The 23,779-nt window shown below is 45.0% G+C and carries 26 protein-coding genes; 13 read left to right on the top strand and 13 right to left on the bottom strand.

Features of this window, described 5'->3' with window-relative positions; genetic code table 11:
• Positions 1-4: 4 nt before the first annotated feature.
• The 11 genes from nuoK to ABH008_RS13065 all read right to left on the bottom strand — a co-directional run bounded on the left by nuoK (position 5) and on the right by ABH008_RS13065 (position 13,853).
• Positions 5-313: an NADH-quinone oxidoreductase subunit NuoK gene (nuoK, locus tag ABH008_RS13115; RefSeq protein ID WP_347986070.1), complete on the bottom strand. Its 309-nt coding sequence runs from the start codon at positions 311-313 to the stop codon at positions 5-7.
• Positions 310-825, bottom strand: coding sequence for an NADH-quinone oxidoreductase subunit J (gene nuoJ / locus ABH008_RS13110; protein ID WP_347989972.1), 516 nt, complete (start codon positions 823-825; stop codon positions 310-312). Before nuoJ ends, nuoK begins: the two co-directional genes overlap by 4 nt.
• Before the next feature lie 16 nt (positions 826-841).
• Positions 842-1,357, bottom strand: coding sequence for an NADH-quinone oxidoreductase subunit NuoI (gene nuoI / locus ABH008_RS13105; protein WP_347986069.1), 516 nt, complete (start codon positions 1,355-1,357; stop codon positions 842-844).
• 9 nt (positions 1,358-1,366) lie between these two features.
• Positions 1,367-2,329, bottom strand: coding sequence for an NADH-quinone oxidoreductase subunit NuoH (nuoH, locus tag ABH008_RS13100; protein ID WP_347986068.1), 963 nt, complete (start codon positions 2,327-2,329; stop codon positions 1,367-1,369).
• On the bottom strand, positions 2,329-5,034 hold the full coding sequence (nuoG, locus tag ABH008_RS13095; RefSeq protein ID WP_347986067.1) for an NADH-quinone oxidoreductase subunit NuoG: 2,706 nt from the start codon (positions 5,032-5,034) through the stop codon (positions 2,329-2,331). Before nuoG ends, nuoH begins: the two co-directional genes overlap by 1 nt.
• Positions 5,034-6,323: an NADH-quinone oxidoreductase subunit NuoF gene (nuoF, locus tag ABH008_RS13090; RefSeq protein ID WP_347986066.1), complete on the bottom strand. Its 1,290-nt coding sequence runs from the start codon at positions 6,321-6,323 to the stop codon at positions 5,034-5,036. The genes nuoG and nuoF overlap by 1 nt, the downstream gene beginning before the upstream one ends.
• A 5-nt stretch (positions 6,324-6,328) precedes the next feature.
• Entirely contained in the window at positions 6,329-6,820 is a 492-nt protein-coding gene (gene nuoE, locus ABH008_RS13085; RefSeq protein WP_347986065.1) for an NADH-quinone oxidoreductase subunit NuoE, read from the bottom strand.
• Position 6,821: 1 nt separating this feature from the next.
• A complete protein-coding gene (gene nuoC / locus ABH008_RS13080; protein WP_347986064.1) occupies positions 6,822-8,651 on the bottom strand; it encodes an NADH-quinone oxidoreductase subunit C/D in 1,830 nt (609 codons plus the stop codon).
• Positions 8,641-9,279 (bottom strand): NADH-quinone oxidoreductase subunit B family protein, encoded by a 639-nt coding sequence (locus ABH008_RS13075; protein WP_347986063.1) that lies wholly within the window; start codon positions 9,277-9,279, stop codon positions 8,641-8,643. The genes nuoC and ABH008_RS13075 overlap by 11 nt, the downstream gene beginning before the upstream one ends.
• Positions 9,260-9,682, bottom strand: coding sequence for an NADH-quinone oxidoreductase subunit A (ndhC, locus tag ABH008_RS13070; RefSeq protein WP_347989971.1), 423 nt, complete (start codon positions 9,680-9,682; stop codon positions 9,260-9,262). Before ndhC ends, ABH008_RS13075 begins: the two co-directional genes overlap by 20 nt.
• Positions 9,683-10,811: 1,129 nt before the next feature.
• Positions 10,812-13,853 (bottom strand): Tn3 family transposase, encoded by a 3,042-nt coding sequence (locus tag ABH008_RS13065; RefSeq protein ID WP_347986062.1) that lies wholly within the window; start codon positions 13,851-13,853, stop codon positions 10,812-10,814.
• A 175-nt stretch (positions 13,854-14,028) separates the two neighbouring features.
• Between ABH008_RS13065 and ABH008_RS13060 the strand changes: the two genes are divergently transcribed.
• From ABH008_RS13060 to ABH008_RS13005, 12 genes are all read left to right on the top strand, one after another.
• Positions 14,029-14,646 (top strand): recombinase family protein, encoded by a 618-nt coding sequence (locus ABH008_RS13060; protein ID WP_347986061.1) that lies wholly within the window; start codon positions 14,029-14,031, stop codon positions 14,644-14,646.
• Positions 14,647-14,665: 19 nt separating this feature from the next.
• A complete protein-coding gene (locus tag ABH008_RS13055) occupies positions 14,666-15,262 on the top strand; it encodes a hypothetical protein (RefSeq protein ID WP_347986060.1) in 597 nt (198 codons plus the stop codon).
• Positions 15,263-15,554: 292 nt separating this feature from the next.
• Positions 15,555-16,562 carry a phage/plasmid replication protein, II/X family gene (locus ABH008_RS13050; protein ID WP_347986059.1) on the top strand — a complete coding sequence of 336 codons (1,008 nt, stop codon included), beginning with the start codon at positions 15,555-15,557 and terminating at the stop codon, positions 16,560-16,562.
• A gap of 11 nt (positions 16,563-16,573) precedes the next feature.
• The gene (locus tag ABH008_RS13045) at positions 16,574-16,927 is read left to right on the top strand and encodes a hypothetical protein (protein ID WP_347986058.1); all 354 of its coding nucleotides are present in this window, start codon (positions 16,574-16,576) and stop codon (positions 16,925-16,927) included.
• A 17-nt stretch (positions 16,928-16,944) separates the two neighbouring features.
• Positions 16,945-17,439 (top strand): hypothetical protein, encoded by a 495-nt coding sequence (locus ABH008_RS13040; RefSeq protein WP_347986057.1) that lies wholly within the window; start codon positions 16,945-16,947, stop codon positions 17,437-17,439.
• 173 nt (positions 17,440-17,612) lie between these two features.
• A complete protein-coding gene (locus tag ABH008_RS13035; RefSeq protein WP_347986056.1) occupies positions 17,613-17,816 on the top strand; it encodes a hypothetical protein in 204 nt (67 codons plus the stop codon).
• A gap of 81 nt (positions 17,817-17,897) precedes the next feature.
• Positions 17,898-19,265 carry a hypothetical protein gene (locus tag ABH008_RS13030; protein WP_347986055.1) on the top strand — a complete coding sequence of 456 codons (1,368 nt, stop codon included), beginning with the start codon at positions 17,898-17,900 and terminating at the stop codon, positions 19,263-19,265.
• Between the two features lie 5 nt (positions 19,266-19,270).
• Positions 19,271-19,618, top strand: a complete 348-nt coding sequence (locus ABH008_RS13025) for a DUF2523 domain-containing protein (RefSeq protein WP_347986041.1) — start codon at positions 19,271-19,273, stop codon at positions 19,616-19,618.
• On the top strand, positions 19,618-20,973 hold the full coding sequence (locus tag ABH008_RS13020; RefSeq protein ID WP_347986054.1) for a zonular occludens toxin domain-containing protein: 1,356 nt from the start codon (positions 19,618-19,620) through the stop codon (positions 20,971-20,973). Before ABH008_RS13025 ends, ABH008_RS13020 begins: the two co-directional genes overlap by 1 nt.
• 121 nt (positions 20,974-21,094) lie before the next feature.
• Positions 21,095-21,526, top strand: coding sequence for a hypothetical protein (locus ABH008_RS13015; RefSeq protein WP_347986053.1), 432 nt, complete (start codon positions 21,095-21,097; stop codon positions 21,524-21,526).
• A 15-nt stretch (positions 21,527-21,541) separates the two neighbouring features.
• Complete coding sequence (locus tag ABH008_RS13010) at positions 21,542-21,739, top strand: hypothetical protein (RefSeq protein WP_347986052.1); 198 nt, start codon at positions 21,542-21,544, stop codon at positions 21,737-21,739.
• Positions 21,729-21,989 carry a type II toxin-antitoxin system RelE/ParE family toxin gene (locus tag ABH008_RS13005; RefSeq protein WP_347986051.1) on the top strand — a complete coding sequence of 87 codons (261 nt, stop codon included), beginning with the start codon at positions 21,729-21,731 and terminating at the stop codon, positions 21,987-21,989. The genes ABH008_RS13010 and ABH008_RS13005 overlap by 11 nt, the downstream gene beginning before the upstream one ends.
• A 403-nt stretch (positions 21,990-22,392) precedes the next feature.
• Here ABH008_RS13005 and ABH008_RS13000 read toward each other — a convergent pair whose 3' ends face one another.
• Together ABH008_RS13000 and ABH008_RS12995 are read right to left on the bottom strand one after the other, a co-directional pair.
• The gene (locus tag ABH008_RS13000; RefSeq protein WP_347986050.1) at positions 22,393-22,746 is read right to left on the bottom strand and encodes a hypothetical protein; all 354 of its coding nucleotides are present in this window, start codon (positions 22,744-22,746) and stop codon (positions 22,393-22,395) included.
• Positions 22,747-22,776: 30 nt separating this feature from the next.
• Positions 22,777-23,184 (bottom strand): hypothetical protein, encoded by a 408-nt coding sequence (locus ABH008_RS12995; protein ID WP_347986049.1) that lies wholly within the window; start codon positions 23,182-23,184, stop codon positions 22,777-22,779.
• An 83-nt stretch (positions 23,185-23,267) separates the two neighbouring features.
• On the opposite strand from ABH008_RS12995, the gene ABH008_RS12990 reads away from it, so the two are divergent.
• Positions 23,268-23,666: a hypothetical protein gene (locus ABH008_RS12990; protein ID WP_347986048.1), complete on the top strand. Its 399-nt coding sequence runs from the start codon at positions 23,268-23,270 to the stop codon at positions 23,664-23,666.
• Positions 23,667-23,779: the final 113 nt, after the last annotated feature.

The following is a 23,779-nucleotide window of genomic DNA, read 5'->3' as shown; positions in this document are numbered from 1 at the left end:
CCACCTATCCTTTCATGTCGTTCATCACGTCCGCATCCAGCGTATGGAAACGGTGATAAATCTGCAAAACCAAGCCGAGTCCAACCCCCACTTCAGCGGCGGCCAGCGTGAGTATCAGCAGAAACATAATTTGTCCATCAGCTTGCCCCCAGCGGGAGCCGGCGACGATAAATGCCAAACCTGCCGCATTGAACATGACTTCCAGAGACATCAGTATCATAATCAAATTACGCCGAACCAACACGCCGATTAATCCCAGTACGAATAAGGCGATAGCCAGCAATAGACCTTGTTCCATCGGTATAGCGCTCATGAATTTACCTTCGATCGCGCTGACATGATGATGGGTTTACCGAAATGATAAGCACCGACCAGTCCGGCAAGCAGCAATAGGGAGGCCAACTCCACCGCCAATAGATAAGGCCCGAACAATGCCATTCCGACTTGCTTGGCGTTGATTATCTGGCCAGTTTCAGCACTGTCGGCCTGAGCAATAATGAAAGTGGTTTCGGCGAACAGGATCAACGCCAACAAGGATGGCCCGATCCAAATACCAGGCTCTAGCCAAAGGCGTTCTTGAGTAAGGGTCTTTTGGCCTAGATTGAGCAACATGATCACGAAAATAAACAGCACCATAATAGCGCCAGCATAAATAATGACTTCCAGCACAGCGGCAAAATGCGCGCCTAACAGAAAGAAAATAACGCCAACCGCCAGTAAAGACAGAATCAGGTACAGTAAGCTATGCACCGTGTTGAGTCGGGTGATCATCATTACCGTAGCGAACAGGGCAACGGCGGACGTCATATAAAATAAAATCAAAATCATGTTGTGTGCTTCCTTAGGGTAATAAGGTTTTTACATCGATCGGCGCTGCTTCATTTTCAGCTTGGCCCTTGGCTTTACCGCCAATAGACATGCCGGCAACCCGGTAAAAGTTATAATCGTGATACTTGCCGGGGCCATTGATTAACAGATGCTGTTTTTCGTAAACCATGTTTTGTCGATCGTATTCGCACATCTCAAAATCGGGTGTTAGTTGAATCGCGTTGGTCGGACAAGCTTCTTCGCAAAAGCCGCACATGATGCAGCGCGAAAAGTTGATACGGAAAAACTCTGGATACCAGCGCCCGTTTTCATCCTCGGTTTTTTGCAAGGCTATACAATCAACCGGGCAGACCACAGCACACAGATTACAGGCTACGCAGCGCTCCTCACCATCCGGGTCGCGGGTCAAAATGATACGTCCGCGATAACGGGGGGAAAGTGCCGGTTTTTGTTCCGGGTACTCAACGGTGTCCGCTTTCACGAAAGTATGCTTCAAAACTTCCCATAATGAGCGCAGTTGACTAAGCATGATTTTTTCCTATTCCGAACTGTGTAATGCAAGCAAGACTGCGCCGGTCAGCAGCAAATTCAATAGTCCAGCCGGCAATAACAACTTCCAGCCGAAAGACATCAGCTGATCATAGCGGGGTCGAGGCAGTGCGCCCCTCAACAGGATGAAAAACATAATACCGATCATTGTTTTCAGAAAAAACCAGAGCAGCGGTGGTAACCAGGGGCCCAGCCAGCCGCCAAAGAATAAGGTAACGATGATTGCCGAACTCAGGGTGACGCCGATATATTCGCCGACGAAGAACATGCCGAATTTCATACCGGAATACTCGGTATGAAATCCGCCCACCAATTCTTGTTCGGCTTCAGGTAAATCAAGTGGGGCGCGGCGGGTTTCGGCAATCACGGCTATCAAAAAGATCATAAAGCCAAAAAACTGCGGAAAAATAAACCAGCCGTCTCGCTGGGCTTCGACTATTTCACGTAGATTAAACGTACCTGACAGCATCACCACGCCCATGATGGAAATGCCCATAAAAACTTCATAACTGACGGTTTGCGCAGCGGCGCGCAGACAGCCCAGCAAAGCATATTTGTTATTGGATGCATAGCCAGCCAACACGATACTGTAGACGGAAAGCGAAGACAAAGCCAGGAAGTACAGTAATCCGAAATTTAAGTCTATGATGCCGACACCCGGTGCAAACGGGATAACGGCAAACGCCATGAGCGTGGTGATGAAGACGATGGTAGGCGCCAGTACAAACACAGCTTTGTCAGCAAAGGGCGGTATCCAATCTTCCTTGAAGAACATTTTGATCATATCCGCTGCTACCTGCATTAAACCGAATGGCCCGAGGCGATTGGGTCCCAGTCTATCCTGCCAGACTGCTAAAAGCCGGCGTTCCACCCAGACCAAAACAGCCGCCAGTAGGATTAGCGCTACTAAAATGCCGAAGATATTTGCTATGCCACCTAGACCGGTATTCATCAAGACACCTCTGCATCAGCCTGCTGAGCCGGATAGACTTTCGTTACTGTCACCAGGGCTCCTGTTTTCATAAACTGGGAATCTGATTGGCCTGTCGTTATGCCCAGCAGACCGCGGGCGAGGGTATTTTCGATTTGTACCGGAAGCGTAACATGGGTAATGGCTAAAAGATCGCTGATGCGAATGGGATCGCCGCTGTCTACTGCCAATGCTTCGGCATCCTGCGGATGCAACAAAGCGCAAAACAGCGGTAGCCGTTCGACTATCGGCAACGAATAGCGACTTAACTCATCGCTGCCGAAAATATGCGGCAATTGCATGATGCGCCATATACCAGGTTGCGGAGGTTCGGCTGATGGCAACTCGGTAAACCAGCTCAAATCTCCTGTGGCTTCGATCAAACGTATACCCAGCTCTCCGCCGCGCAGAGGCCCGCTAATTTCTGTCTGAAATTTGTTAATGGCTTGATTAGAGTTCCACCTTGGTGCCCAAATAATCGGTAACCAAGCCGGTGGAATTGTTAACCGTCCGCCTTCCATGGAAAATGCGAATGGTGTTTCGTTATCTTGCGGCTTTGCGGTTTCCCGTACATCGGTGTTGGCATGCATGGCGGTTCGCCCACTATAACGCTGAGATTGCCTGGGGATTTTATTGGCATTGACGACGTATTCGCTATCCATCGCCAATCGGGCTATACCGGCAAGGGTAGGAAAATTTGCTGCACAGGCCGTCGTTAGTGCATCGAAATGAGACCATTGGCAATCCGCTATGCTGTTCGTTAACCATTGCCAACTGGCCAGCGTTGATGCCGTGGCCGGGTAGACCGGAAAATAACGTTGCGCCCGGCCTTCATTATTGACTAAAGTGCCTTCGGATTCGGCAAATACGGCAGCCGACAGCAACAAATCGGCTTTTTCAGTCGTTTGATTTTTCAGGCTGTCGATCACTATGATATGTGTGGCTGACTCCAGCATTAAATCCACGTCTGCACTCGATGCGCGTCTATACAGATCGTTCTCTAGAATCACCACAGTATCGGCCACATTTTCGCTAAACTTTGTTAAAGCCTGTTGAAAAGTTTGGCCGCCCATGAGGGCTAATCCTAAACTGTTACATTCCGGCAGGGTAAAAGTTAATTGTTTAATCGGTCCCGGCAATGCCTTGGCAACCTGATAAGCTGCCTGGATAACCGCCAGACTAGAACAACTGATTCCCGATACCACCAATGGATTTTTCGCGTTTTTTAGCTCGGCTGCAATGCTGGCAGCCAGAGCGCATTCTGCAGTGCTCAGATCGGTTGGGGCAGGCGCTTCATTATCCAGATAATGCGCAATGGCGAAGCCAAGTCGGGCGATGTGTTCCGGGCTGCCGTGATAAGTCGCTCTGGCTACATCATCCAGGCGGGTGGCGCAGACTGCAGCTATATACAAGGGACTTTTAATTTGTTTCGGTAACTGGCGGATGGCGGCATCCTGCCAGCGGTGTAAATGCATCTTTTCTGCCATCGCAAAGGCTTCATTGCGTACAGCCTGCCGGAGCGAAAGCGCCAGCCTCGGTGCGCTGTTTGTCACATCTTCGCCTAAAATCAAGACAGCGTCGGCGCGCTCTGTCTCGTGTAGGGCAGGGGAGTGGATGCCTCCGTGCAGCATTATTTCGGCAATGGCATTCAGTAAGGAATGTTCCGTATCGTCCAAGCCCAGAAAAAAATTATCTGCACCTACCAATGAGCGCAAGGAAAAATTGGCTTCCAAACTAGCTCGCGGCGAGCCGATGCCGATGATGCCTTTGGCCGATTGCACTAGTTGACGAAAATGTTGCAGTGCGATTTCAGCAGTAACAACTTGTTGACTATTGAGGTGCAGGCTCCGAATGCGCTCGGGACTATTGACAAAACCGTAACCGAACCTGCCCCGGTCGCACAGAAAATAACCGTTCACTTCGCTGTTATAGCGATTGACTACACGCCTGAGTGTTCCATAGCGTTCACCGGGCGAAATATTGCAGCCTAGGCTGCAATGCACGCAAATCGAAGGAGCCGTCTGCAAATCCCACTTTCGTGCGTAATGATCACTGAAGGTTTTGTCAGTGAAAACACCAGTTGGACAGACTTCCACCAGATTACCGCTGAATTCGTTTTCCAAAGCGCCGTCCGCAAAGCGGCCGAAATACACGTTATTATGCATACCGAAGACCTGCAAATCCTCTCCGCCAGCATAATCGTTATAGAAACGGACGCAGCGGTAGCAGGCAATGCAACGATTCATTTCGTGATTGATAAATGGACCCAGATTCTGGTTCTGATGGGTGCGTTTTTTACCTCGGTAACGCCGAACAGTGTGGCCCGTCATAACCGTCATGTCCTGTAGATGGCATTCGCCGCCCTCTTCACACACAGGACAATCGTGGGGATGATTTGTCATTAATAGTTCGATATTGGCGCTACGGAATTGCTGCGCTTGCTCAGCGGCCACAGAAATCCGCAAGCCGTCCGTAACCGGAGTCATACAAGCCATGACCAATCGTCCGTGTTGATCTTCCGCATCTTTGTATTGGATGATGGCGCATTGCCGGCAGGCACCTGCTGAACCCATAGCCGGGTGCCAGCAAAAATAGGGGAGATCCAGACCCAGCGCTAAACAGGCGGCTAGCAGATTATCACCCTGTTTAACCTCATAGCTTTGAGTGTCGATTTCAATGCGGGCCATTAGAAAGACTCCAGTAAGGTCGGTTCGCTGACGATGTAGCGTTCGAAATCCGCACGAAAATATTTAAGCGCACTCTGCAATGGCTCCATGGCTCCGGGTGCCAAGGCGCAAAAGGTATTTCCGGGTCCCAATTGATGCGTTAAAGCTGTTAAAGTATCCAGATCTTCCTGACGGCCAAGACCGCAGATGATGTCTTTCAATAGCGTCACTGTCCAGGGTAGCCCATCCCGACAAGGCGTACACCAGCCACAGGATTCCTGCGCAAAAAACTGTTCCAGATTCAGCACCATTTGTACCGGGCAGGTTTTGTCGTCCAGTACGATGATCGCGCCGGTACCCATGCGGCTACCGGCTTTAGCGACAGCTTCGTAATCCATGAGGATATCCAGATGTTCGGGCAATAAAAAGTCGGTCGATGCGCCGCCCGGCAAAAAGCCACGCAGTTTATAGCCATCACGCATGCCGCCGGCATGATCTTCAATTATTTCGCGAATGGGTGTTCCCATTGGCAGTTCCCACAGCCCGGGCTGCTTGACGCGGCCGCTGACGCCGAAAATTTTGCTACCCTTGTCGACACCACGTCCTAAACTCTGATACCACTCAACACCATAATGTAAAATATGCGGTACATTACAGAGGGTTTCCACGTTATTAACCACAGTCGGCTTGCCCCATAGCCCACTAACGACGGCAAAAGGCGGTTTGGCGCGTGGCGTGGCTCGCTTTCCTTCCAAGGCATTGAGCAGCGCGGTTTCCTCGCCGCAAATATATCGTCCGGCGCTGTAATGCAAGTAAATTTCCAGACTAAAATCGGAATTTAAAACATGTTCGCCCAGATACCCCTTAGACCGGGCTTCCAGCAAAGCAGTTTCGAGACGATTGGCGGCAAGATGGTACTCTCCGCGCAGAAATATATAGCCAATCCTGGCTTGAATGGCATAAGCCGCAATGATCATACCCTCAATTAACTGATGCGGATCCTTCTCCAGCAGCCATCTATCCTTAAAGGTTCCCGGTTCCATTTCATCGGCATTGGCAACCAGATAGCGAACCTGTTCGGCATCTGCGTCCATCGGAACCATACTCCATTTCAGACCGGCATTAAATCCGGCGCCACCTCTACCCCTCAGTCCGGCATCCTTAACCCATTGCTGTACCTGTTTTGGCTGTAATTCGGTGATGGCTTTACGCATACCTTGATAACCGCCGGTGCTTTCATAATCGGCCAGCGTCGCAACCGTGCGGTCCGATCGTATGTTTTTAGTCAGCGGTGTCTGCATATTTTCCATAGTGCTTACCTATCGAGAATCTTGTTAATAGCGTCTGCAGTCATGTCTAGAAGTATTTCATTTTCAATCATGACCACAGGTGCATGGTCGCAGGCGCCCAAGCAGACAATCGGTAAAATTGTATATTCACCGTCTACAGACATTTCGCCCAATTCGACCTGCAAATGTTTGCATAAGCGTTCGCTTAACTGATCGCTACCCAACATCCAGCAGGTCACGCTATTGCAAATATGCAAGACTGTTTTGCCGACTGGCTGGCGGTAAATCAAGTTATAGAAAGTTGCCACCCCTTCCAATTGAGCTGGCGAAATGTCCAGCAATTCGGCGACTGCGATCAGGGCTTCGTCGCATACCCAGCGACGATGTTTTTGTACGATTTTTAGGGCTTCAATGGAAACGGCGGTTTTGTCTTCGTAATGAGTCAGCTCAGTCATAATCTCTTGGATTTCTGTCGGGCTTAGTCCATCGAAGCTGAATTTTTCAGGGTAAGTCTGCATATCAGCGATCCACGTCGGCCATGACAAAATCGATGCTGGCCAAGATTGCAATCAGATCCGGAATCATCATGCCTCGGCACATGAGCGGAATCATTTGCAAATGCGGAAAAGAGGGTGTACGAATGCGGGTTCGGTAAGACATTACGCCGCCGTCGCTGGTTAAATAATAGGCATTTAGACCTTTAGTCGCCTCTATGGTGACGCTGGCTTCGCCGGCCGGTATTACTGGCCCCCAGCTGACATTCAGAAAATGCTGAATTAGGGTTTCTATATCCTGCAGCGTGCGCGCTTTAGGCGGGGGCGTGGTCAAAGGATGCATTGCCTTATACGCTCCTTCAGGCATATTGTTCAGGCATTGTTCAAGAATGCGTAGACTTTGGCGCATTTCCTCAACCCGCACCGCGCAACGATCATAACAGTCGCCATTATTGCCAATGGGTATTTCAAATTCGTAATTTTCGTAGCCGGAATAGGGCCGCGCTTTGCGATAATCCCAGGCAAAGCCGGTGGCACGTAGCCCGGCACCGGTGACGCTCCAATCAATAGCTTCTGCTGTCGTATATGCGCCGATGCCCTGCGTACGCCGCTTGATGGTGCTGTTTTGCATGACAAGTTTATGGTAATGATCCAGACGGGCGGGTAAATAAGCAATGAATTCGCGGATGCGTTTCTCCCAACCCAGCGGCAAATCCATGGCTACGCCGCCGATGCGAAAGAAGCTGGCGTGCATGCGGGCCCCGGTTATCGATTCCAGAATATCGAATACCTTTTCGCGATCAATGAACATATAAAAAATCGCTGACATCTGACCTATGTCCTGAGCGAAGGTGCCATAAAACAACAGATGGCTGGCTAGACGGTAGAGTTCGCAGATCAGGACTCGGATTGCCTGCGCCCGGGCCGGAACTTCAATGCCGGCCAGTTTTTCTACGGCTAGTACATAAGGCAAATTATTCATCGAGCCGCCCAAATAATCGACGCGATCTGTGTAAGGGATATAGGTGTGCCAGGATTGCCGCTCGCCCATTTTTTCGGCGCCGCGATGGTGATAACCGATATCTGGCAGCGCATCGATGATCTCTTCGCCATCCAGTTGCAAGGCTATGCGAAATGCGCCATGGACGCTAGGATGGTTGGGACCGAGGTTAAGAAACATGAAATCGGTGTTTTCGCTGTGACGACGCATACCCCAATCTTCCGGCACAAAGCGTAAAGCATCTTGTTCGATTTCTTGTTGCTCGTCGGATAAGCAAAAAGGTTCCATTTCAGTTGCCCGGGCGAAATGATCCTTACGTAGCGGATGTCCTTGCCAGGTTGGTGGCATGATAATCCGGCGGAGATGCGGATGACCTGCAAACACGATGCCGAACATATCCCATATTTCACGTTCATACCAATTGGCTGCGGGCCAAAAATCGCTAATGGTCTGCACAGATAAATCAGTCTCAAATAAGGCAACCTTTAAGCGAATATCCACGTTACGGGCAAACGACGACAAATGATAGATAACGGTAAAATCACTAGCAGGTAGGCCAATTCGGTAGTTTCTCTGACGTTCATCAATGGCTGTTAGGTCGAACAGCAGCGCATAGGGTAATGCTGCCTGCAATTTTAAATAGTGAAGCAGAGCGCGCAAGTTTTGTGCGGGTACCCATAGTGTTGTAATGTCGTCATGGGTCGGTTGCAGGGTGAAATTTTGGAATCCTAAGTTAACAGTCAGTTCATCGACAATTTGCGCGGGCTTATAGGTAATCTGAGATTTGTTTACACTGCTGTATGGCACATAACCTAAATCGGTTACTTCACTACTGAGTAGCGGTTTAGAGTTCATCGGGATTTTTTAACTGCATGGCTTGCATCCTTTCTTCCGTCAGTAAATCGCGGTAGCTGGGTTTAGATGGTTTTATAACCGATTGTTCTCCTGTCACCCAGCTTAATGGACGTCTTTCTTTACCTATAGACTCCTGTAGCAGCAATAATCCTTGCAACAACGCCTCAGGCCGTGGAGGGCAGCCGGGTACATAGACATCTACCGGTAAAAATTTGTCTACCCCCTGCACGACGCTGTAAATATCGTACATCCCGCCGGAATTCGCGCAGGAACCCATAGAGATTACCCAACGTGGTTCCAGTAATTGATCGTAAAGTCGCTTGACAACTGGCGCCATTTTTCGGAATACGGTACCTGAAATAATGATCAAATCAGCCTGACGCGGTGAAGCTCTGATCACTTCTGAGCCAAAACGGGCAATGTCGTGTCTGCTGGTGAAGGCGGTCGCCATTTCTACGTAGCAGCAGGATAAGCCAAAGTTAAAAGGCCAGATGGAATGGGATTGCCCCCAAGCGACCATATCTTCAAGTTTAGCGAACAGGAAATTACTCTGTACCGCCTCTTCATAGCTTTGCCGCTCGACATTAGGTGCAGGACCGGCTTGTGCTTTACTTAGAGTCCAATGCATTGTTCCTCCCGTGATCCGCTGAGACCGTGATTTTCTGTCTTCGGGTGCGCCAGTCAAGAGCGCCGATAGCCCAAAGATAAAACAAAGCCGCGATTAATATACTGGTGAAGATTAAAGCTTCGAAAAAACCGGACCAGCCAGCTTCCTGTAAGGCCACTGACCAGGCAAACAAGAAAACACTTTCCATGTCGAAAATCACAAAAAAGATGGCGATCAAATAAAACTGCACAGAAAAGCGTAGATGAATATCACCTGTTGGAACAATTCCAGATTCAAAGGGTTCATCAGCAGCTTTGGCCAGATGCTTCTGCCCCAATAAATAAGCGCCGCCGAGCATGACACTGGTAATAGTAACTACTGCTATCAAATAAAAGATCAATTGCAGCAATTCGCTCGCGTTCATGGCGTTGGGAACAGCAAATATACCTTTGGGTTCATGTCGATTATCCCTTATGTTTTTGCAAGCAACGAATGATAAGGGTTGTAGAGAATTCATTTCCGTACGCTACCGAACATAGGCAGTATTTCCAAAACTGAGTTGAAAAGTACGTCATCGTCCGATCTTGGAACGATATTTATTGCACCTCAGTTATTTTTACACCCTCACCATTGAGGATTGTGCCAGCTTCCGTATGGAGCAATAAGCTCGAAAGTTGGTTCGGTCCCCAACTGCCGGGTTTGTAGGAATAAGCCTTAAGGTGTGAAATGTAATGCTGATCGGTTTAATGATTGCCTTGACTTTCCCAATGATAATACCAGTGGTGTTTTCTCATTTGGGCTAGGGTAGGGGGATAAACCCAAGTGGCGACGATCGTTAACGATGAAACGGGTTTACCTATTTGAAAATTAGCCCATAGATAAAACTTTTCGGGTTCTTTGCGGTAATTATTAAATGTGGTTTGGGTATGGATAAAGCAAGCGAGCCAAGCGCTTCTTGGTCGTTAGTTGCAGAAATTTGCGCAGTTCTGCCGTTTGCCCGATTTGATCTAGTGCTGTCGTCAAAATCATGCTGTAGCTTATGAATTTCTGACACGATGTCAGTCATTCTTTCAATAAGAGGGAGAAACTTAGCTAATTTTGGCAAAAATGTGTATTTATAATTATTTGACATTACGTAAATAATGTCAAATTTATCAATAACTATTGAAATAATACTATGTATTATGTAGTATTATTTAAAAGTGACAAGCAAGAAATTTACATATGAATGAATTATTAGACCAAGAAGCTAAAATACAGGACGAAGTTGATGCCTTACGTCCACAATTTATCCACACCCGTGATTTATATCGGGAGGTATGTGCGTTATTGTTCTTTAGATACGGAATCACTCCCACCACCAATAAACTGTATCAATTGGTTAAAAAAGGGAGTATGTCGGTTCCCACCGAAGTTTTGAGTGCATTGGGTGCTAATAAACAAAAGGTTCTAAAGTTTCACGGGATTTTGGCCAACCTATTGTTCAGAAAGGCCTACAGACGATTTTTGACCTCTCAAATTTTAGCTGATTTTAAAGGCAGTTTTTTGAGAGCTTACAACCCGACGGAATCAATCATTTTTTCATCCGAGAAATCATACTCCCCCTGCAAGTTAAAATGGCTCCACCGCATGACGGAATCGTTTCGGATGGCTTCCATGAGTTCTTTTTTACGCTCTTCGTTATTATCCTTACCGAGTTCCTTTGCAAGATAAAGATAGTTCCAACATATAAGGGTATTTTTGATTAGTCGGCGACAGCCTTCCGCAATGTCCTGGTCTTCTTTTTCACCTTGAGAGAACGCATGATCATTACCCAGTGAAATCGCCTTGGATAATTTATTCGACCCCTCAACTTTATTAAGTTGTTTCTCAATCGCTTGCCTGAATTCAAGGTCGTCTGCATACTTTAAGATAAACAGCGTCTTAGGAATCTTGCCAAATTCTTTCAATGCCTTATAAAGCGGGTGCTGCTTAGAGTAGGAATTCAATCGCCTAAAAAGCTGCGAAGCTGTCGTCCTTTTTAGCTTAATTGTCGCTATAAACCGCAACATTTCATCCCACTGGGTGCTAGCAATTTCCTCATTGATATATCGATCAGGTTTAAAGCCCTGAGTGTCTTGCCCCGTGGTTTTCGTTTTTCCGTTCCTGAACGCATATAGCTTCTGGCGGCCAAGTCCTTTGATGCGAGGTGCAAACGTGAAGTTCAGGAAAAAAGTGGCGGCAAATATCACTTCTGAATAACCATGCGTATCCGTTGAATGAATATCGCTTTTTATAACATCGTTGTGCATTAGGCCATCAATCACATAGGGGGCTTCGCGCTCAGCAGCGCTGATAACCATTGAATGCCACATCATCTGGCGCATATCGATGAAACTGATTACGCTTGCGCCTTTGTCTTTCCCCAAATATTTAAAGGAATAGTTAGCGTTGAGTGAATCAACAGACACCCCGACTTTTTGACCATCACTGGCGGTGTGCAACTGGCCGTCTTGATTCCGGTAAATATCCGGTATCTCCATTTTATCCATGAATTGTAAAATACGATCATTCGCGCTTTGGACGTTAGCTAACGAAAAATACCAATTCAGCGTGTTATCCAACTCATTTTCATTGATCTGCCTGGAAATTTGCGCCAGTTTACGGTAACCAATATCGCAGCCATAGGCCATGATTCCCGCGAAGAAAACCTTCCTAGCCGGTTTGGGGCGCCGGTTCTTCATCTGCCAATGTTCAAATTCTTCTAGGAAGCCGGTCGCGTTATCAACCGTGGCCAACGCTTCAAGCAAAGGGATATATTTTCGCTCCGGAAATACGCTGCCCAATGACAAGCTATCCACTTCCTCAAGCTTGGGTGTTGAAACATGGAATGTACCATTACTGCGAAACGTCAGGTATGGATTCCCACCAGCTATAAAGCGGTTATTGGTTTCCTCATAACGGATGTCAACGGCCTGCGACAATGCCTTCAAAGTTGCCTGACAATCGGAATAGCGGGTTAATTCCGCCCGTTGCAAGTATTCATCCCGGTTTGCATCCCAATCGGTTTTTGGGATCATATAATCGTCAAGGGAACGATATTTTTCTGAATGAAGCAGGTTGAGAACGCCGGATTTGACAGCATCCGCAACCGCAAGATAGAGTAGCGCCTTATAGAGAGATACCCGAAACTTGCCGTCTTGAGCGACTATCAAACTACGCTGCTCAAGCGTTAAAAAAGCAATCGGTGCCTGCTTGTCGATATTTCCAGACTTTTTCTGGTAATGCACGATGGCTTCCAGTAACAATGGTTTGCCGCAATTTGAATCAAAAATCGCCTGCCTCACAATATCGGCAACGCGACCTTGTAGTTTGAGAGATCGTTTTTCGAGTAGGTCATAGTAACCGATGCCCTGCTGCTGAAGAGTGGTTAGTTCATCCTTGAAATCGTTGATTCGCTGCTCGATGCCGGTTTTTTTTGATGTTGGCCGATTAATGGCGGCCTCTATTGCCACGACTTTTTGATCTGCGGTTAATCCAGCTTCAGCAATGATGGTTTTGATCATAGCCAGGGTGCTTATGAAATCGTTCTGCAGGCCGTCAACCAATTGTGTGACGGACTGATTCCGGCTTTCTATCTCTTGGTAACAGATTTCCTTATGTTCATTATAGGTGGCATTGATCGCAGATTGGACAGCCAACAGCAGGACATCTATTAACATGTCTTGCAGTTTCAGCGTTTGGTAGACAATGAAAGCTATTAAATGGAGATAGCGATCCTCTTTTGCCCGGCGAGAGACCTGAGGAATCTGAGCTTTGATAACGGAATAGGCGTAGTAGCGCAAGCATTCATAACTTAAACCGAGCTGATTCACTACGGGTTTAAATTCGAGATAAAGCGCCATCAAATTTTGTAGATCGGCAAGATTGGCTTTAATTTTTGAAGGTCGGGTTGATTGGGACGCTTTTTTAAGCAGCGTAATTTGATAACGCCATTTGTCATCGGAACCCGATCCTGTTACTTTTTCCAATAAGGCATCGAGCATATCTTGCTGAGCTTTGTTTAGGCCGGTCTTGATGATTTCATTTAGGCCGTTCTGATGCTCATTAATCGCTTCGACAATCAAAGCGGCCAGCACGTTGTAGCTAGGTAGGGAAATTTCCTTACGCGTCAATAGCTGCATGGTGTCCAGTAAAATTATTTTTGGCCTGAACTGGACGCGCAACATGATTGAAATTTCGTGTTTTGCAAATGCCCTTGCGGCAGTATCAAATAGGGTAAAACCGAAGTAATTTAAAATAATGCGTTGGTGACGTAAATAAGAGGCCTTGTCATAGGCGCTCGTATCAACGTCATCAATCTGTACGCCAATTTGCATGGCAACATACGTAATGTCCGTTTGATGGAACTGTCGAGCAAAAAACCGATGCCGCGACTTGAAGTAGCCAGCCGTCACCACGAAACAGACCTTATTGGTTGGACTCTTCAAGTTCTCCATTGCCTCATTGAGCATTTGCGGCAGGGTAAAGAATCGCCGGCGTTCAACACTATTAAACACCGGCGGCGATTCAAAGTCGTTTTTTTCGGTGGTGTTGAAAATTTTTATTCTTGGCATCTAAACTATTGCGCAATGAAAACAAATATAGCTTCTGCGCCGCCGCAGTTTCACGTATAATTTATCATGTTTATGTTACTTTGTTAGATTAACTTATTATGTTACCGTTTAATCCGCTCTGAACCTTGTCAAAATATGAGTTACACAAACGGTCGTTTATGAAACTGGTAAAACTATGTTAATTGGCTATGCAAGGGTCTCAAAATCGGATGGCACTCAAGTTCTTGATCCTCAAATCGATGCGCTAATAGAGCATGGCGTCACGTCCGATCATATTTATACTGATTATGCATCCGGTAAAAATGACGAACGTCCAGGCTTGTTAGCCTGCCTAAAAGCATTAAGAGCGGGTGATGTTTTGATCGTTTGGAAACTCGACCGACTGGGCCGGAATCTAAAGCATCTGGTGACTACCGTTCATGACTTATCTGAAAAAGGTGTCGGTTTTAAAGTATTGGCCGGACAAGGCGCAAATATTGATACTGCCACTTCCAGTGGAAAGTTGATTTTCGGTATTTTTGCAGCCTTGGCAGAATTTGAGCGTGAATTGATTAGTGAACGAACAAAAGCAGCTTTAACGGCAGCCAGAGCAAGAGGGAGAAAAGGCGGTGCAAAATTCGCTTTAACTAAAGCTCAAGTAAGATTAGCTCAATCGGCAATGGGGCAAAAAGAAACCGTTATCTCCGAACTTTGCAAAGAGCTGGGTATCACCAAGCCAACCCTATATCGTTACCTTGCGCCCAATGGTGCATTAAGAGATTATGGTAAAAGGGTGTTGGGTGTCGATCATTAATATAGCGCCATACGCCAACATGTTTAAGAAATACACACAACTAACCCTAGCTTTCAGCTTGGTATACATCCCGTATGTTGTTGCCGGCACCGTTGACTCCGAACAAACGGAGTTTGCTCATATTGGCTGGCATCAAGTATCCGCACCTTTCGGTAGCTTCTTACTGATACGTGGTGATGAGGGTGTTTGTGCAGTTCGTTTTATTGAGTATCATAAAGGTAATGACAAGAAGCAACCCACCATATTCAGTTCAGGCGAAGAAAGCCACAGCGCTCAGTATGAATGGTTTTATCAGGGTGATGGCAGCGGTGACTTCAGCAAATCCAGCGTGATACGAGGGATTGGACATGTGAGTCGAGGTGCGGTCATAGGAATTGGTCGATTAGGATTTCAATCTGGAGACCCGTATCTGACATGCGGCCCCATCAAGACATTCTGGCTACAGCCATCATCCATATCGTTCGCCAAGAAAATAAATTGCGACAAAGCTATCTACGAACTAGCTCCAACAAAATGGCAGAGTATCAATGATGTGCATCTTGATAGTGCCCAACTTAATTGGTATCACTGTGATGAGGGTCGAAAATCTTTTCGTATTCCAATCAGCGAGCTTTAGCTGTAAATGACAACTTAGAGACGGTTTTCGTTAGCTAACTCTATGTCAGCTGTATCCGAAATAGACTCAAATTTGAGAGATCGAAAATCGACCTATGGCCTTTCTGAACAAGATGTTGGCCAAAATCCCGTGAAACTTTAGAGCCTTTTGTTTATTAGCACCCCCCTTTCTGTAACGTTGGTGTTATCGACGTTACAAAACCTTTTTTAGCTGAATGGTTAAAAGCTGAAGACACTCGCCGTGTTGAAATAGGTTTTTTACCCCGTTATCCTGATTTTAGTCTTTCATGCCAATGGACAAGATACCACATGAACACTGGGAAGCTATCCGCATGATGGGTGATCGTGTTTTGCGTTACTGTCCACGAACTGGGATGAAAATCTGGGAATCTAGCGCATGGGATTCTATACGCTCAGATTCACACCAGATTAGTTTTAGAGCTGGTTCTGATTCAATCTGGATTCAAGGCAGCCCAGCAAGGGTTTGTGGCTCTGGTTGTGCTGTTTTTGGCGAGGGTGCTGCCGTTGCACTTGATTTAGTCGGCTGTCTTGATCGCATGATTACATTTACAAGCAAGCAGATCGGTATTGAACTGTCACGCGATTACAAACATTGGCACGTTAGCCGTATAGATGTAACCAGCAATCTAATGTTAGACGATCTTGCCGCCGTCCGTATTGCATTACGGACACTTAGAGAATGTGAGGGCGGTCGCTATCGTGTATCACAACAAGCGGGCGACACTGTTTACTGGTCGCATAAAAGCCGCCTAAGATCGGGCAAGGCCTACGCAAAAGGCCCACATATCGACTACATGATGAAACAACCAAATTATTCGGGCCGTATCTACTCAATTGAAGAACGCAACCTGTCAAACCGCATATTAAGGCTTGAGCTAAAACTAGGCGCTCAATACCTACGAGAAAGAACTGATAAGCCCTGGTTTGAACTGACCCGTGATGATCTTACGGGAGAATGGCGCACATACTTTGAGCGCATGATAGGAGCTAGTGAAATGACAGACGAATCTCAATTAATTGACAGAATTATTGCTGTTTCTGATACCCCTGGCAAAGCTAAAGCCGCTCATTCTTTATTTTTGTTAATTCAGTCGCAAGGCTGGGAAAAAGCCCGCGACTTAACTCATAAGACCACTTGGTACAGAAATCTAAAAATTTTACACGCCGCTGGCCTTGGTGATGCTGATATATCAGCTGGTAATGTCGTGCAACTTCGTCGCAAAGTCCTTGAATGCTCGGCTGTGCATTCCTGGGCACAAATCATTTCACTAGCCGCTTAGGAGTTAAAAAAATGTTAAAAGTTACTGTTGATAACGACCCGCAATCAATTCGCATTCGCGAGGGCGAAAAAAACGGCCGTAAATGGCGCATGGTTACTCAAAAAGTGTGGATTCACAAGCCGCGTTCACCTTTTCCCGAACGTTTTGAAATTTCTATGCCATCTGGTCTTGACGGTTATCCCCCTGGTGAATACGTTCTTGATCTTGAAGCAATGCTTGAACCCGGCTCTTACCAAGCGCTACATCTCAATGATCGTGACGGTGTTTTGCTTGTTGCAGCTCATCTAGTTGATAAGACACAAATCGATACATTACATAAATCTAATTCCGGTGATAAAAAATCCGGTTTTAACTTGCAATCGTAAAGTGCAGGGGGCCAATTATGTCTATTATCTCTATCAGAGCTGTTATTGGTTTAGCAATGACGTTATTGGCTCCTGTTTCTGAATCCCATCAGGTCGCATTCCAAGGATATTGCTATCCAGATGAAACCACCGCTTTTTTAGTCTTTGACGCACAAGGTTTTGTTATTTTTCAGGGCGCAACTATTGACCCTATTTATTTAGTTGGTTTTTCTGTTTTTAATAATATATCTACAAATTTACCAGCGTCAATCAAATATACGTTTTATGCATCCCAAGATGGTACAAACGGCGTACAAGGCGGTTCTGGTAATTATTATTTCTATCTGCCTTTATGCGACAACTATCCCGTTGGTTCAATTAATATCGGTCAATACTCTAATCTACAAACCGTTCTTGATGGTTATTTTGTTCCCGATGAGACTTTAATAACTGAAATTATTGGCGATTGTATTCTTCTTTTTATACTAGGACTCTCAGCTCGTTACATTGTTAGCGCACTGACTATTCGTTAACTATGTATTTACTAATTTCCATTTTTAAAACAATATCAATAATAGCTTTTGTTTTAGCTTTTTATTTCTCTGTATTGCATATACATAATTTTATTCAATACAAAAAACTAATTCTTGAGAATCCGCAACTAGTCGGTTACTAGTATTCTTTTAATTATACTTTTAGGTGTTTTATGAAAAAAAAATTAGCTCTTCTTTCTGCATTAGCTGCTGTTTCTGTTAATAATGCTTTTGCCACTACCTCTGATATTCCAACATCTATCAGTAGTGCATTTTCTGGCGCTCAATCAAACTTATCGTTAGCAGCCATCGGTGTTATTGCTACTGTCGCTATCGTTACTGGCATAAGCTTTATCGTTTCTTTGCTTCGTAAATAAGGCGTTTATTGTGTTAGTTACCGTTCTGATCGTCTCACTAATTATGTTTTCATTTTTGGCTGGTTGGTCAGGCGGTAACTAATGCGTTTTATTTTATTAATTATAATTTTTTTACCTTTTTCCTCCTTTGCTACATCAGATTTACAAGCTTTTAATGCATGCACTAGCGCATATACATTCGCTATATCACAAGGCAATCCCCGTATTAATCCTTGTTCAAAAATCGGCAGTATGTATGTTATTCCCGATAAATATGACGGCTCTTATGATGGTACGTTTCCATTCGACTCTTCCGCGTGTTCCAATGGTATAAATACTACTGTTTCACCAGCACTTTGTTCTTTACCACTGCAAACATGTCCTCAAGGTCAATATAATTCAGGTTCTGGATGTGTTTCTATTGCTCAGGACTGCAACCCTACACCTGGAACAAATTCCTACTTTGATTTTAATACAGGAACTTGTGTTTCTTCTGGTTCCGAATCACAAGGCTGTTTTGATGGTAATCCAAGTTCGACCACTTACTATCCAAACTATTGTGCTCCCACTGGTGATTGTATTCCCGCTGGTGCAATTTGCTCTAACAATCCAGCCGATGTTAACGCCGCTAAACAAGCTAGCATCGCTGCCGTACCACCTGCCGCCGCCGCTGCTAACAAAGCGCTAGCCGATGCCGCCGCCGCTGATTCTCAAGCTAATGCCGCCGCTAATGCACAAGCTGCTGCTGCTAAAGCCGCTTCAGATCAAGCCGCCGCTGCCCAAGCTGCTGCCGCCGCTGCTCAGTCTCCCAATCCACAATCTACTTCCGCTCTAAATGCAGATAAAACTGCCGCTAATGATGCCGCTAATGCCGCCGCCGCAAACGCCGCAAACGCCGCTGATGCCGACAAACAGGCCAAAAAAGCGTCTGATAGTGCATCTTCTATTACTTCTGGTACAGGCGCTAATAATGCAAATGGTTATGCTAAATCCGCTTCTGATGCTGCCGCAGCCGCCGCCGCTGATGCCCAGGCCGCACTCAATGGCCAACCCCATCCAGGCGGCACCGCTGCCACTGGTACTGGTACGTCTGTTACTGGCTCTAATGATGGTCAATGTTTAGATTGTCCTGATCTTGAGTCTATGATGAAAGGTACTGGTGATAAACCATCTTCGGGTACTTCTAAAGGTTTCTCCGATCAAACAGTAACCGACTCTATCACTGCCGCTCAAAATGCGTACACTGATAAATTAGCTTCTGTACAAAAAGACCTTGGTAAATTAGTTTCTATTCCCGCCGCTAATGCTAACGCTTCCATGCCGAAAATAAACTATGGTGATTTCAAGATTGCAGGTCAGACCATTACTGTAGCTGCTGATTATTCACAATATAACGACCAATTTTCGTGGGTAGGTGCTGCTGTTATGTTTATGGCCGCTTTTTTTGCAATTCGACTATTTCTTGATTAACTTTTATGTCCGTTTTTGTTGATATTGTTAACGCTATCGTTTCCGTTCAAAATGAAGTTTCCGAATTTGTTGATACGGGTATTTATGATCTTTTGACCAAGTTCACTGCTTGGTTAATTCAATGGCTAACTGTCGCTTGGTTTAAAGCCAAATTACTAGCACTTACGTTTTCTTACTCTGTTGCTCAGCAAATGCTGACTAATCTCAATATTTCAAGTTACCTCACCACTACATACAGTAATCTCGATTCCCAAACATTTGCCGCCATCAATTTTTTACGCATACCAGATGCTATTAATTTAATGATTTCCGCTGCTATGACTAAGTTCGTTTATCGTGTCCTGGGCTTCTAATGGCAACAGCAATACACCACGGCGCTTACGGCTCGTTTAAAACCTTCTCACTTATTCAGCGTTTTGCTATACCCGCTCTTCTCGATGGCAGAACAGTTGTTCATAATGTACGTGGTTTCTCTTTTGACTTGGTTAAAAAGAATTTTCCTGATTACGTTTTTCCAGACACTGCAAAAGTTCTTAGTTTAAATACCGACATTAAAGAAAACAGACCGATTATGGCCAGATGGTTCCACTGGGTTCCTCTAGGTTCTTTAGTCATCATTGACGAAGCTCAACGCATTTACCCTAAGCGCCGAGAATTTAAAATTTCCGATCTTGACCAGGCACAATATCCAGATGGTTACATACCTGACGTAATCGATGTTTCGTATATTGATGAGACAACCGGCGAACTCATTCGCGCTGGCCGTCCAGAATCTTTCGAAACGGCCGTTGATATGCAACGGCACTATAATTGGGATTTATTCCTGTCTACTCCTGCTATTTCAAAAATTAGTGACGAATTCCGTGAAGGTGCCGAATACGGATATTTACATAAATCCTTATCCGGTAAACTTCCTTTTCTTTTCAAAAACTCATGGTATGAATTTCAACATCACCCCTCTAACAATGGTGTTGCCAAGTCAAACCAGAACGGTACTCCCAGACGGTACAAAGCTGATGAAAAAGTTTTTAAATGTTATCGCTCAACGATTACAGGTAAACACGTTGACAGTAAAGCAGGTCTCAACGCCCTTAACGATCCTGCCGTTATCGGAAAACTTGCACTTGTTGTTATTTCGTTTTTGCTCTTGGGAGTTTTGGCGCTCTATAATCTCAACAAGCAAACTGACAATCAAAAAGACATTGTTCCTACTGTCCTGGAGTCTCCGCCGCCTACTGTCGTTATTCCTGTATCTAGCCAAAAAGATACTATTACGCCTCCTGATGGTTCTCTTCACAATGTTTCTAATAGGGAAGGGGGTTCACACGATCTTTTAGCTGGTTTTCGCATTGTTTCTATTGCAAAGCAATTTTTAGACAATCCTGATATTAATCATATTGAATTTTTAACAGATACAACTGACGATCTTCAAACCGTTTCATATAAACGTTTAGCATCTTTAGGCATTCGTCTTGCAATCCACGGTTTGTGTGATATTTCTCTAGTAGCCACTTCTGGTCAAGTTTTAAAACTCGGCTGTTTTTCAAACATTATTCGTTATTGCCACGCCACTCTCGATACTGACCGATCTTACTCCGCTCGCGGTTGTTCTAAGCTTCCAAAGCCAAAACTTGATACTCGTATTAACGCTACTGCACCGCCACCAAACGCTATCGTTACCGCTGCAAATAATGTAATAGGCAAATAAAAAAGCGATGCCGCGAAGCTTGCGAGAGCGGCAAGCGTTTATTTGCCTAATTACTGTTACTTTTAATTACTGTAACAAATGCTAAAATTGAATAAACCCTACACGTATTTACTTTTAGCACATGCCAGAACCCACACTTAATTTCAAACCCAACTCTTTAAAAGTTGTTAAGCTTAATACGCCTACTCGACCAATTTCATCTGTTACTAAAAAAACTAGGCCAATTTTTTGGTATACACTCTGCGCAGTGTTGCTGGCCTTTGATGTTGCCCTTAATCAATTACCCGCTTTTAAACGACTTATTGTCGATCATTTTCAACTCTATTTTTTCCAACAACCTAAACCCGTTTTTAAACAGCCACTACCTGTTACTAAACTTCAACCTACTTTTTCACCACCTCGGTTTTCTAACCCAGCTCCTCCGCCTGAACCTGCTACAACCATAACGATTGATGCAAACAGTCACTTCGGTGTTGTTAAAACCAAGAAAGAGACGTGTTATTATGACAATCCTAATACCGTTCTTTCAAAACGTTGTTTTCCTAATCAATAATTGCCGGAGTTCTTTATGATTGAGCTTTCTCCATCCACTGAACACAGATTGATATTGGCCGCTCAAGCTGTTGGTCAAAATCTTTCAACTTTCCTTGATTCTTTGCTTGATGAATACCTTGAAGACCAGTTCGACATTAAATTAGCAGAGACTGCTTTAAAAGAAGACGGTGGTATGAGTCTTAAAGACTTTCGTTCTAAACATGGCGTTTAACGTTACTCTCAAGCCCTCAGCTCAAAAGGCATTATTAAAACTGCCACGGCCTTTGCAAACACGTATTCTTGATTCTCTTGAATCTTTAACCAACAATCCTAGACCTGTTGGTGTTAAAAAGCTTCAATCAGTTACTGATCTTTACCGCATACGCATTGGTGACTATCGCGTTATATACTCGATCAACGATCATGAATTATTGATCTATGTATTGACTGTTGGTCATCGTCGTGAAGTTTATCGCGATTAAAAGTAACGTTACCAAAGATTTTTGACGTTCATAGGTTAACGTTCCGGCAAGCGCAACGCAGCCGGCCTATAACATTCACGTGCTGACCACCCCATAATAAGACTATCTAAACGCCGCTTTGGTAGCTTGCGCGTAAAATTTGCGTGGTCATGCTTTTAAGTTGCTGACATTCTGAACAACGCACTCACTCATAATTTGAAACCTTTGGACTGGTACCCACAAAAAAACAAAGTAGGTCTTTTCACTCGTTCGACTCTGCCGCTTTTTAGTGCCCGTACCTGTAACACGGGCACTTAGTCCCATGGGTGGGACTTTCCGATACTTTTGACAAAAAAAATATGTTAGAGTCCAAGCCTTGTTTGTTTTTGTTTTGTTCTAAAGGCAAGAGGCCACCTTGTGTGGCCTATGCCTTTGTTTTTAAAGCTTTGATGATGTCAAAAGCGTCGCTTTCTAGCTTGTTTCTAAAATCTCTATCTCTTAGAATTGACTCTGGCCTAAAACGATTGCCTTTGTAAAGCAAAACACCTTTAGAAAACATCCAACCTTGCCATCCTGGCACGCCTATTTGCTTTTTATCCCACAACAGCAAATAGCGTATTACGTGGCTAGGCGCATCGTTTAAATCCCATTCCAACACCTGATCTATTTCAACGTTCAATACTTCAGCCGTTCTTTTTTCGTTTAGCCCAACGATTTTGTATCTTGTATTGTAAAATTCCGTATTGCGTTTACGCCCACGCTTGTTTTGATTTGTCATTACATTGACTCCATTTTGTTAAAATAGACACTAGAGCATTAAGTATGCCGCGTTTTCTTGATCTTCTTTTTTGACTTCGCATAATGTATACATTGGTAAATTATCCGTGTATAAATTTACGCCTTGCGCCTCTATGTTATAAATTCCATTATTTAATATTACTATTGCCATTCCAGCCGCAATTCCCGCGCGCTTTGCTGCATTCATCCATACGGTTTTTACTTCACCACCCGATCTAGCTACCGCCGCCGCTATTAAAACCTCAAGAGGGTCTATTTTTAATAATTCCGCAATCTTTACTGCCGTTTCATCTGCAATTAGTCCTCTCTTTCTCATGTTTGAGACTGCTGATCTGTCCATTCCCAATGCGCTTGCGCTTTTGTTGTCGCTTCCTGTTTGTTCTTTTAATTCATCTAAATAGTTTTCGATTGTTTTCATGATTTTCACCTAGCTGTCGTTTTGACAACAATACACTTGACTCGTTAAAAAATCTATGTTTTCATTATGTCGGCGCTGTCGCCATGACAGCATTAATAAAACAACATGGAGCGCATACCATGCAAATTTCAAATAAATCGATTGTCGATACTGTTACTGCTTACGTTGCTTCTTTTCAACGTTTGACTCATAGCACAAAAACTGAAAACTACGAATCGTTTCGTTGTACTCATTATGAATATTATCGTTCTCGCATAGTCGGCATACAGGCTATAACGTACGGATTGAACTCTCAAACAGATAAGGTAATTACTCAAGCTTTTTTAGATTTGGATTCATATCTTGAAATCTTTGAAAATCGTCTAAAAACTCAATCTATTGCTCTTCAAATCATTGAAGAAATTGAAATTCATGGATTATCGGGCGACTATGCGCGCACTCCTGCTGGCGCGTCCGGTGTAGTAGGGCAGGGGTGCAACTAATGAATTTAAGGCTTCATCGTTTACGCCTAGCCTATTTACGCTATACCGCGTCTCGTTTACGTGTTCCGCTCTATCTTTGTTTGAAAAATCCTATTTCGCGTCTTTCTTATCGC

The sequence above is a fragment of the Methylomonas sp. AM2-LC genome (assembly GCF_039904985.1).
Lineage (GTDB): Bacteria > Pseudomonadota > Gammaproteobacteria > Methylococcales > Methylomonadaceae > Methylomonas.
Note: the sequence above shows the minus strand (reverse complement) of the source record. Positions and strands in the feature narration are given on the sequence as shown.